The 21,804-nt window shown below is 69.4% G+C and carries 12 protein-coding genes; 1 reads left to right on the forward strand and 11 read right to left on the reverse strand.

Annotated features, from left to right (window positions below):
• Window positions 1-36: 36 nt before the first annotated feature.
• Window positions 37-3,345, forward strand: coding sequence for an arabinosyltransferase domain-containing protein (locus ACWDUD_RS08015; protein WP_450108976.1), 3,309 nt, complete (start codon window positions 37-39; stop codon window positions 3,343-3,345).
• Between the two features lie 159 nt (window positions 3,346-3,504).
• On the opposite strand, the gene ACWDUD_RS08020 is transcribed toward ACWDUD_RS08015, so the two are convergent.
• From ACWDUD_RS08020 to ACWDUD_RS08070, 11 genes are all read right to left on the reverse strand, one after another.
• On the reverse strand, window positions 3,505-5,046 hold the full coding sequence (locus ACWDUD_RS08020; RefSeq protein WP_420753353.1) for an acyl-CoA carboxylase subunit beta: 1,542 nt from the start codon (window positions 5,044-5,046) through the stop codon (window positions 3,505-3,507).
• Between the two features lie 7 nt (window positions 5,047-5,053).
• Window positions 5,054-10,039, reverse strand: coding sequence for a polyketide synthase Pks13 (pks13, locus tag ACWDUD_RS08025; protein ID WP_450109062.1), 4,986 nt, complete (start codon window positions 10,037-10,039; stop codon window positions 5,054-5,056).
• 50 nt (window positions 10,040-10,089) lie between these two features.
• Window positions 10,090-11,979, reverse strand: a complete 1,890-nt coding sequence (fadD32, locus tag ACWDUD_RS08030) for a long-chain-fatty-acid--AMP ligase FadD32 (RefSeq protein WP_450108977.1) — start codon at window positions 11,977-11,979, stop codon at window positions 10,090-10,092.
• Window positions 11,980-12,167: 188 nt separating this feature from the next.
• Entirely contained in the window at window positions 12,168-13,169 is a 1,002-nt protein-coding gene (locus ACWDUD_RS08035; RefSeq protein WP_450108978.1) for an LLM class F420-dependent oxidoreductase, read from the reverse strand.
• Between the two features lie 147 nt (window positions 13,170-13,316).
• Window positions 13,317-14,276, reverse strand: a complete 960-nt coding sequence (locus tag ACWDUD_RS08040) for a cutinase family protein (protein ID WP_450109063.1) — start codon at window positions 14,274-14,276, stop codon at window positions 13,317-13,319.
• Between the two features lie 18 nt (window positions 14,277-14,294).
• The gene (locus tag ACWDUD_RS08045) at window positions 14,295-14,864 is read right to left on the reverse strand and encodes a DUF732 domain-containing protein (RefSeq protein WP_197251575.1); all 570 of its coding nucleotides are present in this window, start codon (window positions 14,862-14,864) and stop codon (window positions 14,295-14,297) included.
• Between the two features lie 192 nt (window positions 14,865-15,056).
• Window positions 15,057-16,919, reverse strand: coding sequence for an alpha/beta hydrolase-fold protein (locus tag ACWDUD_RS08050; RefSeq protein WP_450109064.1), 1,863 nt, complete (start codon window positions 16,917-16,919; stop codon window positions 15,057-15,059).
• 250 nt (window positions 16,920-17,169) lie between these two features.
• Window positions 17,170-18,180 (reverse strand): alpha/beta hydrolase, encoded by a 1,011-nt coding sequence (locus tag ACWDUD_RS08055; protein WP_450108979.1) that lies wholly within the window; start codon window positions 18,178-18,180, stop codon window positions 17,170-17,172.
• A gap of 281 nt (window positions 18,181-18,461) precedes the next feature.
• A complete protein-coding gene (gene zomB / locus ACWDUD_RS08060) occupies window positions 18,462-20,273 on the reverse strand; it encodes a flagellar motor control protein ZomB (RefSeq protein WP_450109065.1) in 1,812 nt (603 codons plus the stop codon).
• A gap of 118 nt (window positions 20,274-20,391) precedes the next feature.
• On the reverse strand, window positions 20,392-21,297 hold the full coding sequence (locus tag ACWDUD_RS08065) for a decaprenyl-phosphate phosphoribosyltransferase (RefSeq protein ID WP_197252612.1): 906 nt from the start codon (window positions 21,295-21,297) through the stop codon (window positions 20,392-20,394).
• A complete protein-coding gene (locus ACWDUD_RS08070; protein ID WP_197252616.1) occupies window positions 21,294-21,791 on the reverse strand; it encodes a phosphatase PAP2 family protein in 498 nt (165 codons plus the stop codon). Before ACWDUD_RS08070 ends, ACWDUD_RS08065 begins: the two co-directional genes overlap by 4 nt.
• Window positions 21,792-21,804: the final 13 nt, after the last annotated feature.

The following is a 21,804-nucleotide window of genomic DNA, read 5'->3' on the forward strand; positions in this document are numbered from 1 at the left end:
GTCGCCACAGGTCACCGGCAGATAACATCGACAATCGTGCCCGACGACGTGACGACGACCACCGTTCCTCCTGCCGCCCTGCGGCCACCGGTCGTGACCGACCTGCGCGCGCAGTACCGCACTGCGCGCCTCGTCGCCATCGTCGCAGGTCTGCTCGGTGCACTGCTCGCGATCGCCACCCCGTTCCTGCCGGTGAAGGTCACCGAAGCAACGGTGTCGTGGCCGCAGAACGGCTCGACCGAGGCGGTCACCTCACCGCTGATGTCGCAGGTACCGCTGCGGCTGTCCGCGACCCTGCCGTGCACGACCGTCTCGGAACTGCCCGACGGCGGCGGCATGCTGCTCTCGACCGCACCCGCCGACGGCGAGGGTGCCGCGCTCAACGCGATGTTCGTGCGGGTCGGCGAGGAGAACGTCGACGTGCTCGACCGCAACGTCGTGGTCGCGACCGCGCCGCGCAGCGAGGTCGAGTCGAGCGCCTGCCGCGAGATCACGATCTTCTCCGACGTCGACCGCACCACCGCCGAGTTCGTCGGCCTGAGCGACGAGAACGGCAACCCCCGCGCCGGCGAACTCACCGGTGACCTGCGTCCGCTCGTCGTCGGTGTGTTCAGCGACCTGAACGCCGACGTGCCGGGACTCGACGTCACCGTCGACGTCGACTCGCGCTTCTCGTCGTCGCCGACGGTCGTGAAACTGCTCGCGATGATCCTGGCGGTGCTGTCCACGGCGCTGGCGCTGGGTGCCCTCGCCAAACTCGACGGCACGGACGGTCGCGGCCACCGCCGGTTCCTGCCCGCCCGGTGGTGGAAGTTCACCGGCGTCGACGTCGTGGTCTTCGCGACGCTGATCGGCTGGCACTTCTTCGGCGCGAACACCTCGGACGACGGCTATCTGCTGACGATGGCCCGGGCGTCCGAGCACTCCGGCTACATGGCCAACTACTTCCGCTGGTTCGGGGTCCCCGAGGCACCGTTCGGCTGGTACTACGACGTGCTCGCGGTGTTCGCGAAGATCTCGACGGCCAGCCCCTGGATGCGCCTGCCCGCGCTGGTCGCCGCGATGCTGTGCTGGATGGTCATCAGCCGCGAGGTGGTGCCGCGCCTCGGCCGGGCGGTCCGGACCAACCGGATCGCGCTGTGGACCGGTGGCCTGGTGTTCCTCGCGTTCTGGCTGCCCTACAACAACGGCCTGCGGCCCGAGCCGATCGTCGCGCTCGGCGCCCTGCTGACCTGGTGTTCCATCGAACGGGCCATCGCCACCGGCCGGCTGCTGCCCGCCGCGACGGCGGTCCTGGTCGGCGCGTTCACGCTCGCCGCCGCCCCCACCGGCCTGATGTGTATCGCCGCGCTGCTCGCCGGTATCCGGCCCATGACGCGCATCGTCGTGCGCCGCCACCGCCAGGTCGGGACGCTGCCGCTGGTGGCGCCGATCCTCGCCGCCGGAACCCTGGTGCTCGTCGTCGTGTTCTCCGACCAGACCCTCGCGTCGGTCCTCGAGGCCACCCGCGTGCGCACGATCATCGGCCCCAACGAGGAGTGGTGGAACGACTTCCTCCGCTACTACTACCTGATGGTGCAGACCGTCGACGGGTCGCTCGCACGCCGCTTCGCGTTCCTCACGATGCTGCTGTGCCTGTTCACGTGCCTGCTGGTGCTGCTGCGCCGCCGGCGCATCCCGGGGGTCGCGGTGAGCCCGTCGTGGCGGCTCATCGGCATCGTCTTCGGCACGATCTTCTTCATGATGTTCAACCCCACGAAGTGGACCCACCACTTCGGGGCGTACGCGGGCATCGCCGGGTCCCTCGGCGCACTGACCGCGGTGGTCGTGTCCGCCAGCGCGCTGCGGTCGCGGCGCAACCGCACGATCTTCCTGGCCGGACTGCTGTTCGTGCTGGCCGTGTCGTTCGCGGGCATCAACGGCTGGTGGTACGTGTCGAGCTACGGCATCCCGTGGTTCGACAAGACGGTCTCGCTCAACGGCCGCCAGTCCAGCTCCCTGTTCCTGGTGCTGTTCGCACTGTCCCTCGCGCTCGTCGCCTGGCAGTACCTGCGCGAGGGCTACGCGCCGCCGCCGGAGAAACCGACGTCGCCGAAGGGCCGGCGCATCCGCGCGTTCGCCGCGGCACCGCTGACGGTCGTCGCGGGCATCATGGTGCTGTTCGAGGTGCTGTCGCTGCTCAAGGGCGCGGTCTCGCAGTATCCGGCGTACTCGCTGGCGCGGTCCAACATCGGGGCGCTCGCCGGGCAGACGTGCGGTCTCGCCGACGACGTGCTCGTCGAGGTCGATCCCAACCAGGGCCGGCTCCAACCGATCATCGACCCGGCCAACCCGCCGCAGGACGGTGACGCGCTGGCCGGTGCCGCACCGCGCGGTTTCAGCCCCGACGGGATTCCGTCCGACCTGACCGCCGACTACGTCGAGGTCAAGCCGGGCCAGGGCAACACCGACAACCAGAGCGTCGGACCGACCTTCGAAACCGGAGCCGGTGGCGGCACCACCGGTGGATCGGGTGCGCGCACCGTCAACGGCAGCACCGCGAAGCTGCCGTTCGGGCTGGACCCGGCGGTCACCCCGGTGCTGGGCAGCTACCAGACCGGCATCCAGGAACCGGCGATGCTCACGTCGAGCTGGTACCAGCTGCCCGAGCGCAGCGACGACGCGCCGCTCATCGTGATCTCCGCGGCCGGCCGCATCTGGTCCGTCGACGACACCGGCGCCACCACCTACGGGCAGTCGATGCTGCTCGAGTACGGAACCCGGCAGCCGGACGGAACGGTCGAGGTCCAGGGCACCTACCTGCCGCGCGACATCGGCCCGGCCCCGACGTGGCGGAACCTGCGGGTGCCGCTCGCGGACCTGCCCGAGGACACGAACGTGGTGCGGATCGTCGCGAACGACCCGAACCTCACCGGTGACCAGTGGCTGGCGTTCACGCCGCCGCGCGTGCCGACGCTCGAGACCCTCAACTCGGTCGTCGGCTCCGAGCAGCCGGTGCTGCTGGACTGGGCCGTGGGCCTGCAGTTCCCGTGCCAGCGCCCGTTCGACCACCGCTACGGCATCGCCGAGATGCCGAACTACCGGATCCTGCCGGACCGTCCGCTGGCGGTGTCGTCGACCGACACGTGGCAGGCCGCCGAGTTCGGTGGCCCCCTCGGGTTCACCGAGGTGCTGGCCCGCCCCCAGCAGGTGCCGACCTACCTGAAGGACGACTGGGCCCGCGACTGGGGTTCGCTCGAGCGGTACACGCCGTTCTACCCCGAGGCGACCCCCGCCGAGGAGGCGACCACGGTGGTCACCCGCTCCGGCCTGTGGAATCCGGGCACCCTCCGCGTCTACGAGTGACATGACGAAAGTCGGCCCGTACGGAACTTCCGTACGGGCCGACTTTTTGTCTACGCGCTGAGTTCGAATCGCTCATGCTGTAGCGCAGGCGAATTCCGAATCCGTGAGCGCATCCACCGGTGGTGGAACCTTCCACGAAGGTTCCGCCACCGGGGAGCGTCAGAGCGGGAGGAGGTGGTGCTTGCGCGGGTTCTTGAAGACCTTCTTGTCGCGCAGCAGATTGAGCGCGCGACGGATCTCGAGGCGGGTCGTCGACGGCTCGATCACCGCATCGACATAGCCGCGCTCGGCCGCGATGTACGGCGTCGCCACGTGCTCGTTGTAGAAGTTGATGAGCTGCTGGCGCACGGCCGGAGCGTTGTCGCCGGCGGCCTCGATCTGACGGCGGCCGATCACCGCGACCGCGCTCTCCGCACCCATCACGGCGATGCGGGCCGTCGGCCACGCCAGGTTGATGTCCGCGCCGAGCTGCTTCGAACCCATCACCGCGTAACCACCGCCGTACGACTTGCGCACGACCACGGTCACCTTGGGCACCGACGCCTCGACGTACGAGAACAGGAAGCGACCGCCGCGCTTGATGACGCCGATCTTCTCCTGCTCGACACCCGGCAGGAAGCCGGGGGTGTCGACGACGAACACGAGTGGAATGTCGTAGGCGTCGCAGACCCGCACGAAGTGCGCCGCCTTGTCGGCGGCCGCCGCGTCGAGCGCACCGGACAGGAACATCGGCTGGTTCGCGACGACACCGACGGGACGTCCGTCGACGCGCGCGTAGCCGGTGATGATGTTCGGCGCGACCTGGGACCGGATCTCGAAGAATTCGCCGTCGTCGAAGATCTTCAGCAGGACGTCGTGCATGTCGTAGCCGGCGTTGTCGGCGTCGGGCATGAAGGTGTCGAGTTCGAGATCGTCCGGGGTGATCTCCGGTTCGAGGCCCGGGTTGATGACCGGCGGCTTCTCCTGCGCGTTCGACGGCATGTAGCTCAGGTACTGCCGCACCCATTCGAACGCCGCCTTCTCGTCGGGGGCGATGTGGTGCACGTTGCCGTATTCGGCCTGCTTGCGGGCACTGCCGAGCTCTTCGAGGCTGACGTCTTCACCGGTGACGGCCTTGATGACGTCGGGACCGGTGACGAACATGTACGCGTCCTCGGTCGCCACGACGACGTCGGTGTTGATCGGCGCGTACACCGCACCACCGGCGCACTTGCCGACGATGACCGAGATCTGCGGGACCAGCCCGGACAGCGGTTCGCTGCGCTTGCCGATCTCCCCGTACCACGCGAGGGAGGTCACCGCGTCCTGGACGCGGGCTCCACCGGAGTCGTTGATGCCGACGACCGGGCAACCGACCTTCAGGGCGTGCTCGAGTACAGCCGACACCTTGCGGCCGAACATCTCACCGACACTGCCACCCAGGACGGTCTGGTCGTGGGAGAACACAGCGACGGGCCGCCCGTCGACGGTCCCGTGCCCGACGACGACGGCGTCGCCGTAGAACGCGTCCGGGTTCCCGGGCGTGCGCATGAGCGCACCGATCTCGATGAAGCTGCCCCTGTCGAGCAGCATGTCGATGCGTTCCCGTGCGCTCGGGATGCCCTTCTTCGCGCGCTTCGCAATCGCGGCTTCGCCCGCAGGCTCCTTCGCGATTTCGAGTTTTTTGCGCAGGTCGGCCAGCTTTTCTGCCGTGGTGCTCACTACTCGTTCAGCTCCTCGTGGCCGCGATCTCGGCCAGCTTCCGGGTCAGGTCGGCCCCCACCTTCGCGATGTACGGTTCATCCACGATCTGCAGGTGGTCACCACCGACGTGGATCACCTCCAGATTGCGGACGACCTCGCCCCACCCCCCGTCGGGCTGCCGGGTTCCGAACGCCGGCTCGAGGTCTATCGCGTCATCGTGATACTTGTCGGCCATGTACAGCACCACGGTCCCGTCGTAGGGCTCGAGCTTCGCGGTCTGGATGGCACGGTTGTCGAGCCAGGACGTGCGCTGATGTTCGATGATGCCGCCCGGAATCTTCGCGCCGCTGAGCTTGAGCAGGTCCATGAGGATGCGGACCTGGCCCTCGTCGTCGGCCTGGGCGAGCTGCTCGTACGGCAGCGGCGCATCGACCCCGTAGGTCTTCTTCGCGAACTTCGCGTACCGCTGCCAGCGCTTGGTGATCTCTTCCGGCGTGTCCTCGACCTTCTCACCGGCCATGACGGTGTCGATGAGGCCGACGTACCGCACGTCCTTGCCCTCGGCGCGGAGCATCCGCGCGACCGCGTAGGCGAGCACGCCACCGAGGGACCAGCCGTACAGTACGTACGGGCCGTCGCCCTGGATCTCCTTGATCAACGGCAGGTACTCGGCGGCACGCTGCTCGATCGGGCCTTCGGTCCGCTCGAACCCGTACATCGGGGTGTCGGCGGGCAGACGCTTGAGCAGCGGCTCGTAGGCCACGGTGGATCCGCCTGCGGGGTGGAACACGAACACCGGCACGGCGTCGGAACCCTCGGGGCGGGCACGCAGCGTACGGACCAGGCCGTCGATGCGGTCGGCGGATTCGAGGTGCTGGCGCACGGTCTCGGCGAGCTGCTCGATGGTTTCGGCGTCGAGCACGTCGTCGACGGTGATCTCACCGTTGGACCGCTCGGTCAGGCGCGCGGCGAGCCGCTCGGCGGTCTCGTCGTCGAGGATCGGCAGCGTGTCGAAGATGCCCTTGGCCGATTCGCCGGTGATCACCGCCCAGGACGCGAACGTCAGACGCTCGGCGGCGTCGCGCGGCGGCACGTGCTGACCGGACGCCTCCGCAACCGCCTGCTGATCGGTGATGTCGGTCCGGGCCGCCTCAGCCGGTGACGCTTCGGCCTTCGCAGTCTCGGCTTCGGCCTCGGCGAGGATCGCTTCGGCCTCGGCGATGACGGTGGTGTCCTCGACCGGCGGCACCGTGACCGCGTTCGCGGCGTCCTCGGCGTCCTCCGCTGCCCGTTCGGCGGCCTTCTCGGCGGCCTGCTGCGCGGCGAGCGCGGCGACCTCCTCGCGGTTCTCGACCGCGTACCGCAGGTACTTGGCGACGTCGCGCAGGCTCGCGTCCTTGACGGCGGACAGCTGCAGCTGCGGAATGTCGAACTCGTACTCGACGCGGTTCTTGATGCGGACCGCCATCAGCGAGTCCAGGCCCAGGTCGATGAGCGGGATCTCGACCGGCAGGTCCTCCGGGGCGTAGCCCATCGACTCGGCGACGATCACCGCGAGCCGGTCCTCGAGGCTCTCCGAACCTTCCGGATCCCACCTGTCGCCGAAGGATTCGACGACCTCGGGCAGTTCCTCGACGGTGTCGGCCGCACGTTCGACGGGCGCGACGACCGGTTCCGGCAGCACCTCGCCGGAGGACACGACGGCCTCGTGGACGAGCGTGAACCCGGAGGCATCCTTCGCGTGGACCTGCAGGGAGGCGCCACCGGGATGCGGGGTGAGGGTCGTGGTGAGCGTGCCGGAGGCCGGGACCGGCGCGTGCGGGACGCTCGCGACGAGCGTGACGTCGGCATACACCTGCGCGGCCGCGGCGGTCGCGAGGGCCGCGGAATCGGTGACGGCCGAAGCCTGCACCTCCCACGCGAAGCGGCCATCGGGCAGGGCGACGCGGGCGCCGGGGACCCGGCCGTTGCCGCCGGAACCGATGCGCGTCTTCAGCCAGAACTCCTTGCGCAGGAACGCGGTCCGCGGCAGGTCCGCGTACTCGCCGTCCGGCAGCAGGCTGCGCAGATCCACCGCGTGCCCGTACGTGTAGAGCTGCGCGAGCGCGGTGAGCACGCCGAGCGACTCGTCTTCCTTGCGCTTGAGCGTCTGGATGAACTTGCCGTCCTGCACGCCCGCGTCGAACGCGGTGGCGGCGACGGACATGAGGGTCGCGGGGTTGGCGTTGAGCTCGAGGAACGTGGTGTATCCGTCGGCCAGCGCCTGCCGCACGGCCTGCGTGAAGTACACGCTGTGCCGCAGGCCCTTGGTCCAGTACTCGACCGGGTGGATGCCCTCGTGGCCCGCGCGGTACAGGGTCTCCTGATCGACGGACGAGTACACGTCCACCTTCAGGCGGTGCGGTTCGATGCCGGCGAGTTCGGCGGCGAGCTCGCCGAGCAGCGGATCGACCTGCGAGGTGTGGCTCGCGCCCTTGGTCTGCAGGACGCGCGCGAACTTCTCCTCGGACTCGGCCCGCGCGACGATCGCGTTGACCTCGTCCTGCGGTCCGCCGATGACGGTGTGCGTGGGCGCCGCGTAGACGCAGACCTCGAGGTGCGGGAAGTCCGTGAGCACGGCGGAGATCTCGTCGGCGCTGTATTCGACGAGCGCCATGAGACGGATGTCGTCGCCCTCGAGGCCGGCCTCGGCCTCGCCCATCAGCCGCGAGCGCGCGCAGATGACGCGCACGGCGTCCTCGAGCGACAGGCCGCCGGAGATGTACGCGCCGGCCGCCTCACCCATCGAGTGCCCGATGATCGCGGCGGGCTCGGCGCCGTGGTGGCGCAGCAACGCGGCCAGGCCGATCTGGATGGTGAAGATGCCGACCTGGGCGGTCTCGACGTCGTAGTCCTGCGCGTCGTCGAGGAACTTCTCCTTCATGGAGTAGCCCGACTCGTCGTAGATCAGTTCGTCGACCTCGTCGACGGCGGCGGCGAACACCGGGTTCTCGAGGTAGAGCTGCTTGGCCATCTTGCGGTGCTGGGCACCGAAGCCCGACAGCACCCAGACGGGGCCCTTGGTGTCGGGGGTGTCCGAGCTGAAGACGCCCTGGGCGGGCTTGCCGGCCGCGACCGCGCGCAGTCCGGCGATGGCCTCGGCGCGGTCGTTCGCGATGACCACGGCACGCGAGCGGCCGTGGTTGCGGCGCGAGAGGGTGCGTGCGATGTCGGCGAGCGGCGTGGTGCTGCCGACCTCGGTCTCGAGCCAGTCCGCGAGGTCCGCGGCGGCCCGGCGGCGACGCGACGGCAGCGCCGCGGACACCGGGAGCAGTACGGGCAGTTCGCGGGCCGCACTCTCGGCGGCGGGGGTCTCGGCGGCCGTCTCGCCGGCAAGGGCCTCGACCTCTTCCGGCAGGACCTCGACCTCGGCCTCGGACTCCTCGAGTCCGGCGTGCCCGGTGTATTCGCGGACCACGACGTGCGCGTTGGTGCCGCCGAACCCGAAACCGGAGACACCCGCGACGGCGGCGCCGGTGTAGCGCGGCCAGTCGACGCCCTCCGCGACCACCTTCAGGCGGGCCTGCTCGAACGGGATGTACGGGTTGGGGGCGGTGTAGTTCAGGGACGCGGGCAGGTGGTTCTCCTGCATCGCGAGGACGACCTTGATCAGGCCCGCGGCGCCGGCGGCGGCCTCGAGGTGCCCGAAGTTGGTCTTGGCCGAGCCCAGCAGGACGGGCTTGTCGGCGTCGCGGCCGCGGCCGACGACCTTGCCGAGCGCCTCGGCCTCGATCGGGTCGCCGAGCACCGTGCCGGTGCCGTGCGCCTCGATGTAGTCGACCCCGGACGGCAGGATCTGCGCGTCGCGGTAGGCGCGGCGCAGCACGTCGACCTGCGCCTCCGGGTTGGGGGCGACCAGCCCGTTGGAACGTCCGTCCTGGTTGACGGCCGACCCGGCGATGACGGCGAGGATGTTGTCGCCGTCGCGTTCGGCGTCCTCGAGCCGCTTGAGGACGACGAGCCCGCCGCCCTCGGACCGCACGATGCCGTTGGCGTCGGCGGAGAAGGCCTTGATCTTGCCGTCCTCGGTGAGCATGCCGGTCTCGTCGAAACCGAGGGTGCCCGCGGGCGCGAGCAGCATGTTCACGCCGCCGGCGAGGGCCACGTCGGCTTCGCCGCCGCGCAGGGCACGCACGGCCTGGTGCACCGCGACGAGCGACGACGAGCACGCGGTGTCGATGGTGACCGACGGGCCGCGGAAGTCGAAGAAGTACGACACCCGGTTCGCGACGATCGCGGTGGACGTGCCGGTGATCGCGTACGGGTCGGCCGCGGACGGGTCGGCGACCGCGAGCAGCTGGTAGTCGTTGGCCGAGCTGCCGATGAACACGCCGACGGAGCCGCCCTTGAGCTCGTTCGCCGGGATGTGGGCGTGCTCGAGCGCTTCCCACGCGAGTTCGAGCGCGAGCCGCTGCTGCGGGTCGACCATCTCGACCTCGCGCGGCGACATCGCGAAGAACTCGGCGTCGAAGCCCTTGACGTCGTCGAGGTAACCGCCGCGCGTGTTGGCGTTCGCGATGGCCTCGGCGACGACCGGGTCGCCCTCGAATTCGGACCAGCGGCCCTCGGGCAGGTCGGTGATGCCGCTGCGGCCTTCGGCGAGCAGCTCCCACATCTGCGCGGGGGTGTCCACGTGCCCGGGCAGCCGGGCGGACATGCCGACGATCGCGATGTCCTTGGCGCCGGTGACGCCGCCGACCGCGTAGAACGCGTCGTCGGCGGCGGCGGGCACCTCGGGTTCGCCCTCGATGATGCGGGTGGCCAGCGACGCGATGGTCGGGTGCTGGTACGCGATCGTCGCGGTGAGCGTGACGCCGAGCAGGTCTTCGATCTCGCCGCTGAGGGCCACGGCGTCTCTCGACGAGAGGCCGAACTCCTCCATCGGACGGTCGTCGGAGATCTGTGACGCCGGTTGCCCGGTCGCGTCGGCGATCCAGTTCCGCAGCCACTCGCGCAGCTGCGCGACGGTCATTTCAGTGTCAGCCATCAACCCACCACGCTACCCGGGAAAGAGAACAATTGTTACACGCTATCGGGGAATGCTTGCTGCTGATACCCCCCGCGCAGCGTTCCCTCGATGTAGGCGGCCTTGCAGGCCCGGCGCGCGATCTTGCCGCTGGACGTGCGCGGGATGGACCCGGCCGGAACCAGCAGGATGTCGCGTGCCGTCACACCGTGGCGGCTGGAGATCGCCGCGCGGACCGCGTCGGCGATCGGCTGCGGATCGGCCTTGCCGGCGCCCGGGCCGCGCTCGGCGACGATGACCAGCTGTTCGGAAGCGTCGTCGGCGTCGAACTTCAGGCCGGAGGCCTCGTTCTCGAACACGTCGACGGGAAGCTGGTTGGCCGGGACCGCGAAGGCCGCGATGAAGCCGGGGCGCAGCGACGAGCTGGCCTCCTGCGCCGAGAACTCGAGGTCCTGCGGGTAGTGGTTGCGGCCGTCGACGATCACCAGGTCCTTGACGCGACCGGTGATGTACAGCTCGCCGTCGATGTAGACGCCGTAGTCGCCGGTGCGCAGCCAGTTGGAGTCCGGCGCGGTGCCCTCGGCGTGGCTGTTCTCCTCGAGACGGGACGTGATCCGGTTGTGGAAGGTCTCGTCGGTCTCGTCCTTGCGACCCCAGTAGCCGATGCCGATGTTGTCGCCGTGCAGCCAGATCTCGCCGACGTGCTCGTCGGGGACCTCGGCGCCGGTCTCGGCGTCGACGATCGCGGCCCACTGGCTGCGCGCGACGTAGCCGCAGGACACCTGGGCGATCGCGCCCGGTGCTTCGCGGTCCACCTTCACGATGCGGCCCGCGTTCAGCTCGCTGCGGTCGACGTAGATGACCTTCGCTTCGTCGGTGCTCTTGGTGGAGGACACGAACAGGGTCGCCTCCGCCATGCCGTAGGACGGCTTGATGGCCGTCTTCGGCAGGCCGTACGGGGCGAACGCCTCGTTGAACTTGCGCATCGACGACGTGGTGACCGGCTCGCTGCCGTTGATCAGCCCGATCACGTTGGACAGATCGAGGGTCTCCCCCGGCTTCGGCAGGCCGCGCGCGGCGGCGTGCTCGAACGCGAAGTTCGGGGCCGCGGCGAACGTGCCGGCACCGTCGGAGACGGCGGCGAGTTCGCGGATCCAGCGGCCGGGCCGCGCCACGAACGCGCGCGGGCTCATGATGGTGATGTACTTGCCGCCGATCGCGGGCAGGATCACCGTGAGCAGACCCATGTCGTGGAACAGCGGAAGCCAGGTCACGCCGCGGGAGGACTCGTTGAGCTCGATCGAGTCGGCCATCTGCACGACGTTGGTGAGCACGGACCGGTGGGTGATCTCCACGCCGGCCGGAACCCGGGTCGAACCGGAGGTGTACTGCAGGTAGGCGATGTCGTCGGTCCCGATCTCCGGGCGCGTCCAGGTGTCGGCGACCGAATCGGGGATGGCGTCGACCGCGATGACCCGGGGGCGCTGCGCGGCCGGCAGCGGACGGAAGAACTGGCGGACGCCCGCGGCGGACGCCGTCGTCGTCAGGATCGCGCTGGGCGTGCAGTCGCCGAGCACGGCGTGCAGGCGGTCGGTGTGGCCCGGCTCGTCCGGGTCGAACAGGGGCACCGCGATGGCGCCGGCGTAGATGGCCGCGAAGAACGACACGACGTAGTCCAGGCCCTGGGGCGCCAGGATCGCGACACGATCACCCGGCTTGGTGACCTGCTGGAGACGGGATGCGATCGCACGCATCCGCACACCGAACTGACGCCAGGTCAGCTCGTGCACCTCTCCGTCGCGCTCGCGGGAGTAATCGATGTAGCGGTAGGCGAGATCGTCGCCGTTACCGTTCGTGTGCTGTTCGAGGTGATCGAGCAGCGTGTTGCCCTCGGGCAGAACGATATGACCGTTCTCATCGATGAACTCTTCGAAACCGACGCTCAATTCCTTCTCCCTGTCGAAGCGATCCCACAACCACCCGACATGGTTGCGCCCCGTTCATTACTTCGCGATTCGTTGGCCCGCGTAACACGGACCGTCGCACATTCGCTGCCGAGTGGCCTGCGAACGTGCAACCCGTCGGACCAGTTCATCGGTCCGAGATCACGAATATGTTACAGATCCTCACTACGTCATTCCCCCGCGAGCAGGGGAATCACCGGCGCGAACGCCTCCATCTGAGTCGGGAAGACGCCCACGTACGACATGCCGGTCTTGGCGCGCACCGCACGGATCCGATCGGCGATCTCCTCGTGCGAACCGATTGCCAGATACGGGGATTCGAGGATGTCGTCGACCGTCAGGCGGGTGTCGACCTCGATGTTCGGAGGGAACCCCTGATCGAGCGCACCCAGCGCCATCTCCGCGGCCTGCTGCTTGTCGTCGGTGACGAGGATCATGGTGATGGTCCAGTTCAACTCGATGTCGGCGAAGCGATCACCGGCGGCCTTCCGGATCGTCTCCACCCGCTCGATCGTGCTTGCCATCGTGATGCCGGACAGCAACAACTTGCCGTCGCTGTTGGTCGGGGGCGCCACCGAGATGATGTCGGCGTACCGGGCGGCCAGGGCGAGCATGCGCGGACCACCACCGCCGACCGCGATCGGTGGCCGCGGGCCCTGACGTGGCCGCGGACTGCCCTTGAGGCCGTCGATGCGGTAGTGCTTGCCCTCGAAGGTGCATTCCCGGCCGCGCAGCAGCACGTCGAGGATCTGCAGCGTCTCCTCGAGCTTCTCGATCCGCACACCGGGACGGTCGTAGGCGATGCCCGCCTTGTCGAATTCGTCCTTCATCCAGCCGGCCCCGAGCCCGAGTTCGAGGCGGCCACCGGAGAGCACGTCGATGGTGGCGGCGTCCTTGGCGAGGATCGCGGGGTGGCGGAATCCGTTCGCGAGCATCGCGGTGCCGATCCGGATGCGGTCGGTCGCCACGGCGAGGGCGCCGAGCGCGGCGATCGGTCCGACCTGGTTGCCCAGGTGATCCGGGATCATGAAGCTGTCGTAGCCGAGCTCCTCGGCCCGCTGCGCGAGCTTGACGAAACGCCTGGCCCCGCCTTCCTCGGCGTTGCCCTCCCCACCCGCGGCGAAGCGGAACTTCCGCGGCTGAAGTGCTGCGGAGCCGTCGGTCGCACTCATCGAACCTTCTCTCCAGTGTGCTGTGTCCGTGCGCCACGGCCCGGACACTCCGGACGCAGCCCGATTGTCGAGTCTAAGTGCCGACGGTGGAGAGATTGTATCGGGTCGTGACCCCCGACACTACCGCCCGGTAACCAGATCCTCGGATCACTCTTCCGGGGGCGTCGGCGCCGCGTTGATCTTGTCCGCGGCCCAGCTCGCGACCCACTGCGTCGCCGTGGCGCCGGCGTCGTCGACGACGAACGTGTTGTACATCGCATGCACCGGGTTGTTGTAGTACTCGAGCAGCCGCGGCGCACTCGCGAGCAGATTGCCGGGATTGAGCGCGTCCGGCGGGGCGTCGCAGATGCCGTCGCTGGGCGCGCAGATCTGCACGGTCCGGTCGGCGAGTTCACCGAACCCACCCGGCCTGGGACCGGTCAGGGTGATACCCGGTAGCCGGAGCCCGGCCAGCGCCAGCTCGGCGCCCACCCCGGACACCGGGGGGCCGATCGTCGGGGCCGCGTCGGGGTCACGCCGGCCGTCGGCGATGAGCGCGACACCGAGCACGCGATCCGCGGGCACCGGCCCGTTCCCGGCCCCGATCTTCGCCGCGACGTCACCGGTGATCACCGCGCCCTGGGAGAAGCCCGTGAGGATGTAGGACGTGAGCGGGCACTCGGCGAAGCGGCGCGTCAGGATGTCCTCCATCGCCGCGGTGCCCGCGGTGCGGCTGTTGTTGTACGACTGCTGACCGTCCGGCGGCAGCGCGATCGGATTGGAGAACTGCGCGACGTACGGCACGGTGTAGACGTCCGCGCGCTGCGGATCGAACTGCTGCTGCAACGGCCGGGTCACGTTCAACATCAACGAGAACGGGTTGGCCGTCGGGTTGTACGGATCGTCGCCGACCGCGGATTCCCACGTGCCGGGCACCGACACCACCTGGACGTCGGGGCACTCCGCGGGTTGCGACTGCGGCTGCTCCGGCGTCGGCGGGATCGGCGGGACCGGCGTGGGCAGCCGCCCGGCGAAGATGTACCACAGCGCCAGCACGACGACCAGGACGAGAAGCGCAACGATCACGACGAGGACGCGTCCGCGCCGCCTCGTCTTCGTCCTGGCCATCATGCTGTGGATCCTCCCCTAGCTGCAGTAGGTCGACTTGGCGGTCGCGATGTAGACGTTCGCGGTCTCGGCGGCCTGCTCCTCGGTGATCTCGATCCCCGAGGCGACGGCGTCGCTGCCGACCAGGGCCGTGACGATCGTCTTGATCTCGTCCTCGCTGCCGCCCTGGGCGATCGCACCGCAGATGTAGTTGGCGGTGTTGATCGCGCTGCTGCCATCGCCGGACGGCTCGACCCCCTCCGCGCGCAACGCGTCGAGGAACGCCGCGTCCCGCGAATCGGTGGGGACCTCGGTCGGGCCGGGGAAGCCCGGTGCGGTCTGGGGTTCGGCCGGCGGCGCGGTCGCGGCCTCGCCGGGGCTGGTCACGGGTGCTTCGACGGCGGGAGATTCCGCTGCGGTGCCCTCGGCGCCCGTCGTCGCCGTCGCGGATGCCGACGTGGTCGCGGCCGTCGCGGACGTCGTCGCCGACGGGGTGCTCGTCGCGGTGGAATCGTCGCTTCCGCAGGCGCCCAGCACAGCGGCGGCGGTCAGTGCGGCAACGCAGGCGCCGACCACGCGGGTCGAACGCGAACGGGTCCGTGCAGGCATGTGGTGGTGTCCTCGCATCCGGTTTCGTGAGCAAACGGTCTGACGGGCGAACAGTGTCGTGGGGCCGGACGGGCCGGCCCCGCCCCAGGCTACAGAGAGCTTCGGGCGGTGATCGAAGCCGTCGCTCCGATCACCGCCCGACGATAGGTGCCCCCGACCGCGCGGTCGAGACCGGTCCTGGAGGGTCGTGGCCTAGGGACTCACCGCGGTGACGTCACCGACCCGGGTGACGAACCCGCCCTGGAAGTTCTGCCGGACCCCGCCCTCGATCGGGAACTCGTCGCTGATCGGGAAGCCCAGTCGGCCGTTCTCGTAGCCGGCGTCCCTCCAGGCGTCGAAGATCGGGCCGTTGCGCACCGGCCAGGCGCCGCTCAGCGGGCTCCAGTAGATGTTGCCGCCCTCGAACGCGTTGAAGCGGCCACCGTCCTTGACGGGGATCTCGCTGGTCTTCGGGAACCCGAGCCAGCTGTTCTCGTACCCCATCTCGGCGTACTTGCCCATGATCAGGCCCTGCACGGCGTGGGCGCCGGTGGGTTCGCTCCAGTACAGCGAGCCGATCTCGAAGCCCTGGACCAGACCCGGCTTGTTCGGCGTCACGATCTCGTCGAACACGGGGTAGCCGAGCGGGCCGCCCTCCCAGCCCTGTCGCGCCCATTCGTCGAGGAGCACACCGCGGATCGCGTGGGCGCCGGTCTGCGGCGTCCAGTAGATCGAACCGTGCTGGAAGTGGTTGAACCGGCCGCGCCCGTCGGGGGTGCCGTTCTCCCCGGTCTTCGGGAAGCCGAGCGGGCCTGCCGGACCGCCACTGCCCTGGTAGGCGCCGCCGATGGCACCGGCGACCGGGAAGGTGCCCGCGTCGGATGCGAAAACCCGGCCGAACCGGAAGTCCTGGACCCGTCCGCCGGCCACCGGGTACTCGGCGGTGAGGCAGTCGCCGAGCCACGGGTTGGCCGCGGCGGTGTCGCCGATCGACCCGGCCGCCGAGCACGACGGCTTGTCCACCGGCACCCCGAGCGTGTTCGCGAGCTGCGGCCACAGCTGGTGCAGCTCGAACTCCCAGTACGGCCACGAGTGGGTGCCGGACGGGCGGTACACGACCTGCGCGGGGATTCCGATCTTGTTGAGCTTGGTGGCGAACGCCTGCGAGGTCAGCCGCGACAGGATCTCGAGGCCCATGCCCGCGTAGTTGGTGCTGACGCCGGGCACGCCCGAGGGCTGGTCGTACGGCCCGGTGCTGCCGCTGCCACTGGAGACGTACAGGCTCACGCCGCGCAGCTTGTCGGCGAGCAGATACGGATCGTGCGATTCCCAGTTCTCGCTACCGGCCGGACCCCACATGGCATCGACGTCGAAGCCGCCCGCGTCCTGCATGGCGTACTTGATGGCCTCGGGCATGCCGAGGGTCGTGGTGGTGAGGATGCCCGACAGCGACGCCGCGAACTGGAAGAAGCCGGGATTGCGGGCGGGCAGGAACATCGCGGCGGTACCGCCCATGGACAGGCCGACCACACCGCGGGTGCTCGTGGCCCGCCAGTCGCGTTCGAGGACCTGCGGCAGTTCCTTGGTCAGGAACGTCTCCCACTTGTAGTTCTGCCCGTTGTTCTGGTCCACCCAGTCCGCGTAGAAGCTGGACTGGCCACCGATGGGCAGCACGGCGGTGACGTTCTTGTCCGCGAAGAACGCCTCGGCGTCCGTCTCGAGGGTCCAGCCGTTCTCGTCGTCACGGGCGCGCATCCCGTCGAGCATGTACACGACGGGGAAGCGCGCGTCGGGCCGGATGTTCCAGTCCCGGGCCAGAAGCAGCTGGACCTGGATCGGGGTGCCCATCGACGGGGATTCGATCCACACGGCGACGCGGCGATCGGTGAGCCAGTCGACGCGCCGGACGTTCACACCCGACGCCGGGGCCTGCGTGGTGGCGGGCTCGGTCCGGGCAGGTTCCGCGGATGCGACCGCGGCGGTGGTCAGTCCCGCCGCCATCGGCGCAACCAGCGTCGCGGCGAGTGCGGCCAGGATGCGTCGCTTCACTCGGGGACCACCGATCACTGTTCGCATGTGCATCGCTCACTTCCTGCGTTGCCGGGGCCGGTTCGCGGGAGCCTGTCCAACCCCTTCGTGTACGAAGGTCGCTTCCACTGCGTCCGAAGATCGTTTGTACACGGGAAAGTCCCAGGATCGGTGACGGCGCGCTGTGACTGGTGAGAAAATTGTTCACAACGACGCATGCCGCCCGGATCACCCCCTGCGGGGCGATCGGGCGGCATGGTGTCGGCAGTGTGCGCCGATTACGTGCGCGGTTGAAGCGTCAGTGCGCGTTCAGGGCGTCCAGGATCTGCGGGCGGACCTTCCACAGCTCGTCCTCCCAGTACTTCCACGCGTGGGTACCGCGGGCCGGGAAGTCGAACGTGGCCGGGATGCCGAGCGTGGCCAGCTTCACCTGGAAGGCGCGGGTCTGGACGAGGGACAGCGCCTCGAGGCCCATCGCGTTGCCGGTGTTGTAGAAGCCGGTCAGGCCCTTCGGGTTGTCGTGCTGGCCGGGCAGGCCGCTGGCCGCCGAGATGTACAGCGACAGGCCCTCGAGCTTCGGCGCGAAGACGAACGGGTCGTTGCGCAGCCAGGCCGGGCTCCACGGCGGGCCCCACATCGAGTCGACGTTGTAGCGACCGGCGTCGAGCATCGCGACGCGGATGGCCTCACGCATGCCCGGAGCGGACAGGTTCAGGTAACCCGACAGCGACGACGCGAACTTGAACTGGTCGCGGTGGTACGCGGCCAGCGTCAGAGCGGCGGAGCCACCCATCGACAGGCCGAGGATGCCGTTGTTGTTCGGCGAGACACCGCGCGTGGCGAGGTACTCGGGCAGCTGCTCGGTCAGGAAGGTCTCCCACTTGTAGGTGACGTCCTGCCCGTTGAGGTTGCTCGGGGCGTACCAGTCGGTGTAGAAGCTCGACTCACCGCCGACCGGCATGATGAGCGAGACATTGTCGTTGGCGAACTGGGTGAGCGCGTTCGTCTCGAACGTCCACGCGTTCGCGTCGTCCCGGGCACGCAGGCCGTCGAGCAGGTACAGCGCGGCGTCGCCACCACGGGCGGCCCACTGGATCTGCACCTTGATCGGGCCCATGTCGGAGTCGACGAAGACCTCCTCGAAGCCGCCGGCCGGCGCGCTGTGCGCGATCGGGGCGGACTGCGCGGGGGCGGCCAGGGCTGCGGTGGTTCCGGCGACACCGGCCGCGACCGGCAGCACGAGCGCAGCAGCGGCGGTGCCGACCACACGCTTGCGGAGGCGCTGCGACAACCTCGGGACTAAACGCATGAACAATGCTCACTTTCTCGATCTGCGGCGTACGCCTACGCGTTCCCCGTCGGATTTCGGCGGTGGCGGCCCGCGGAGCGGCGCCACAAGTCACACTGCGGTCAAGACTGTAAATGACTGCGGAAGCTGTGACAAACCCTCCGCTCCCCTGCTCACACAACGGAAGTCGCCCGCGAGGTCCGGTCGCCCATCCCTCGACCGTTATCTACTCGTAATTTGGCGTGATCCTATCGAGATCGGCCTCGGAACCCAAGCGAACGATCTAGAAGTGACCCGTCGTTTCACCCGCGCGGCGGGGGAAGCTCCAGGCCACACCGCTGGATCTCGTACTTCGGGACGCGGTCGAAGCGATACTTCGCGTACTCGAACGCATGGCTCAGATTCCGCTTGAACAGCGGCCACGTCAGCTCCGCCCGCGACGAATCGAGCACCTCCCGGGTCTGCGGGCACGTGAGCGCCACCCCGGCCTGCGCCACCCAGTCCTCGTCGAGGTAGCCGGGCAGCCACGGGTGCACGTTCACCATCCCGGTATCCGCGATCACCCAGTCCGGATACAGCACCTTGTCGTGCCCGATCCGGCCGTCCTCGAGCCGTTCGGTGTGCGCGGCCAGCGGGTAGGCCAGCCCCATCTGATCGATCACCCGCACGTCCAGCGGCGTATTCATGCTGGTCATCCCCAGATTGAGGAAGAACACAGTGTGCCCGGCGCCGCCCGGCGGGATCGGCTCCGGCGGCGGAACCACGTCCCATGCGTCGAACGACGGTGTCGGCAGCAGCAATCCACCGTTCGGCGTGTTCTCGATCGCCTCCACCATCGCCCGCATCCGCGGGTAGTCGAGGTAGTCCTCGGCCCGGATCGGATGCGCGTGACCGGTGTTCATGGCGTAGAACGCGCGCTCGTCGACGATGCCGGACCGGCCGACCACCGCCCCCTCGGTCATGCCCGTGGTCCCGGCGGCGAACGCCGACCACACGACCGTGCCGAGCCACAGCACCCCGACCGCACCGGCGATCGTCGTCGCCCGGCGCGGCTCGCCGCTCTCGGGCAGACGCAACGGCACGACCGCGACGGGGATCAGAAGACAGAACAACGGCGGCAGCAGCACCCGCCCGTGCATGAAGTCGCCGCCGACGCGCAACGAGTACAGCGCGAGCAGCACGCCGCTGCCCAGCACGAACACGACCACCGCGGTCGGGGTGCGCAGCGCCCGCTGTCCCCGCGCGAGCAGGGTGCGCGCGTCGCCGGATGCCAGGCCGCGCACGCGCTCGCCGAGGGTCGCGTCGTCCCGGCGGCTCGTCGAGAACATCACCACCACGACGATCAGCAGCAGGAGCAGCGGGAACCACAGCAGATAGGGGTTCACGAGATTGCCCAGGTATTCGAAACCCTGCGCCCACTTGGCGCCGCCCGCGTCCTTCGAGACGGCGGTGTTCGGGTAGGGCAGGCCGTAGTAGCCCATGCGCCAGATCTGGTAGCCCACCGGCACCGCACCCGCGACCGCGACCATCGCGACACGCACACGCCACGTCTGGTCGGCGGCGAGGAACAGCATCGCCAGCGCGATGACCGCGAGGACCGCGAGTTCGGGCCGCACCAGCGGTCCGAGGCCGGCGACGAACGCCGTCCCGAGCACCCCGGCGGTCCCCGGCGTCTCGGTCGTGGACCAGCGCACCATGAGCAACCACAGCAGCGCGATCCAGAAGATCACCAGGCAGCTCTCGAGCCCGGACGTCGCGAAGTCGCGTGCGGGCGGAACCGCGATGTAGACGAGCATGCCCGCGGGAAGCAGCAGCAGCGTGCCTCTCGCCTCGCGCAGCCGCCAGCGGTAGAGCCGGGCCGTGCCGAACATCGCGACGACCACCGCCGCGGTCGACAGGACCAGCGCCAGCCCGAGCACCACGTACTCGAGGCGCGCCCCGGTGAACCACCCGAACGCGTAGACCAGGTACGTCCACAACGTGGACGTGTTGGCCTCCACGCGCTCCCCGATGTTGAACACCGGGCCGTTGCCGGCCAGCAGGTTCCGCACCGTGCGGAGCACGATCAGGCCGTCGTCGGCGATCCAGCGGCGCTCCCACGCGCCCCAGAACATGAGCAGGCCGGTGACCACGACACCCGCCGCGAAGATCCCGCGGGCCCAGCCGGGAGTACCGGGGACGCGGTGGGCCGGTCCGCCCTGCCGCGCCGACGACTCGACGTCTGCAGCGACGTCAGAAGAGGTAGACAGCACCACCGACCACCACGATCCACACGATCGCGAGCAACTGCAGAACCCGGTCGCCGAGAGCGATTTCCTCCGGCTCCCCCGCCTCGCCGCCGTCGACGTCGACCGCGTACCGCAGGATCGCGATCACGAACGGGATCATCGAGATGGCGAACCAGTTCGACTCGGCCACCATGTCGCGCTCGAACGCCCACAGGCCGTAGCAGATGACGACCGCGGTCGCCGACAGCGTCCACACGAACCGCAGGTAGGTCTCGGTGTAGTACTCGAGCGACTTGCGGATCTTCGCGCCGGTCTTGTTGGCCAGCCGCAGCTCTGCGTACCGCTTACCGGCCGCCATGAACAGCGACCCGAACGCCATGATCAGCAGGAACCACTGCGACAGCGGGATCCCCGCCGCGACACCACCGGCGATCGCGCGGATCAGGAAGCCGGACGAGACGATGCAGATGTCGAGCACGGCCTGGTGCTTGAGCCCGAAGCAGTACGCGAGCTGGATGCCGATGTACACGGCCATCACGACCGCGAGCTGCCAGTTCGCCAGGAACGAGAGCGCGATCGACCCGACCAGCAACACCGTGGCCAGCCCGAACGCCAGGTTGACCGGGACGACACCCGCCGCGATCGGCCGGAACCGCTTGGTCGGGTGCGCCCGGTCGGCCTCGACGTCCATCGCGTCGTTGACCAGGTAGATACCCGAGGCCGCCATGCAGAACACGACGAACGCCAGCGCGACGGGCCCGAGGACGTCGAGTTCGGTGGCCGAACCCGCGGCGAGCGGCGCGGCGAGCACCAGTACGTTCTTGACCCACTGGCGCGGCCGGACGGCCTTGACGATGCCCGCAGGCAGGTTCTGGGGCGGCCGGGTGACGGTGGCCGGTTCCTCGCTCATCGTTCTCCAAACTTCTTTTCTGCCCGCACGACCGCGGCGGCCGAAACTGCGCCGAGGGCGGCGCCGGCCAGGACGTCCGTCGGGTAGTGCACACCGAGGACGAGTCGCGACAGCAACATCGGCGGGACGAGTACCGCGGGCAAGGGTAGCCCGGTCAGGCGGCCGAGCAGGACCGCGGCCGCGGTTGTCGAGGTGGCGTGCGACGACGGGAAGCTCAATCGGCTCGGCGTCGACACGTTCACCGCGACCGTCGGATCGTCGGGCCGCGGCCGGCGCACGATGCGCTTGACCACGATCGACGCCGCGTGCGCACCGACCGCTCCGACCGCGACACCCGCCCACTGCCGGCGACGACGACGGTCGACGAGGGCTCCGACACCACCGATCGCGGCCCAGCCGAGGGCGTGCTCACCGAAGTGCGACATGCTGCGGGCGATCGCGATCGCCTGCGGCCGGGAACCGACCGTGGCCTGCACGGCCTGCAGGATCCGGATCTCCGACTCGGTG

The sequence above is a fragment of the Rhodococcus sp. NPDC003382 genome (genome assembly GCF_053589135.1).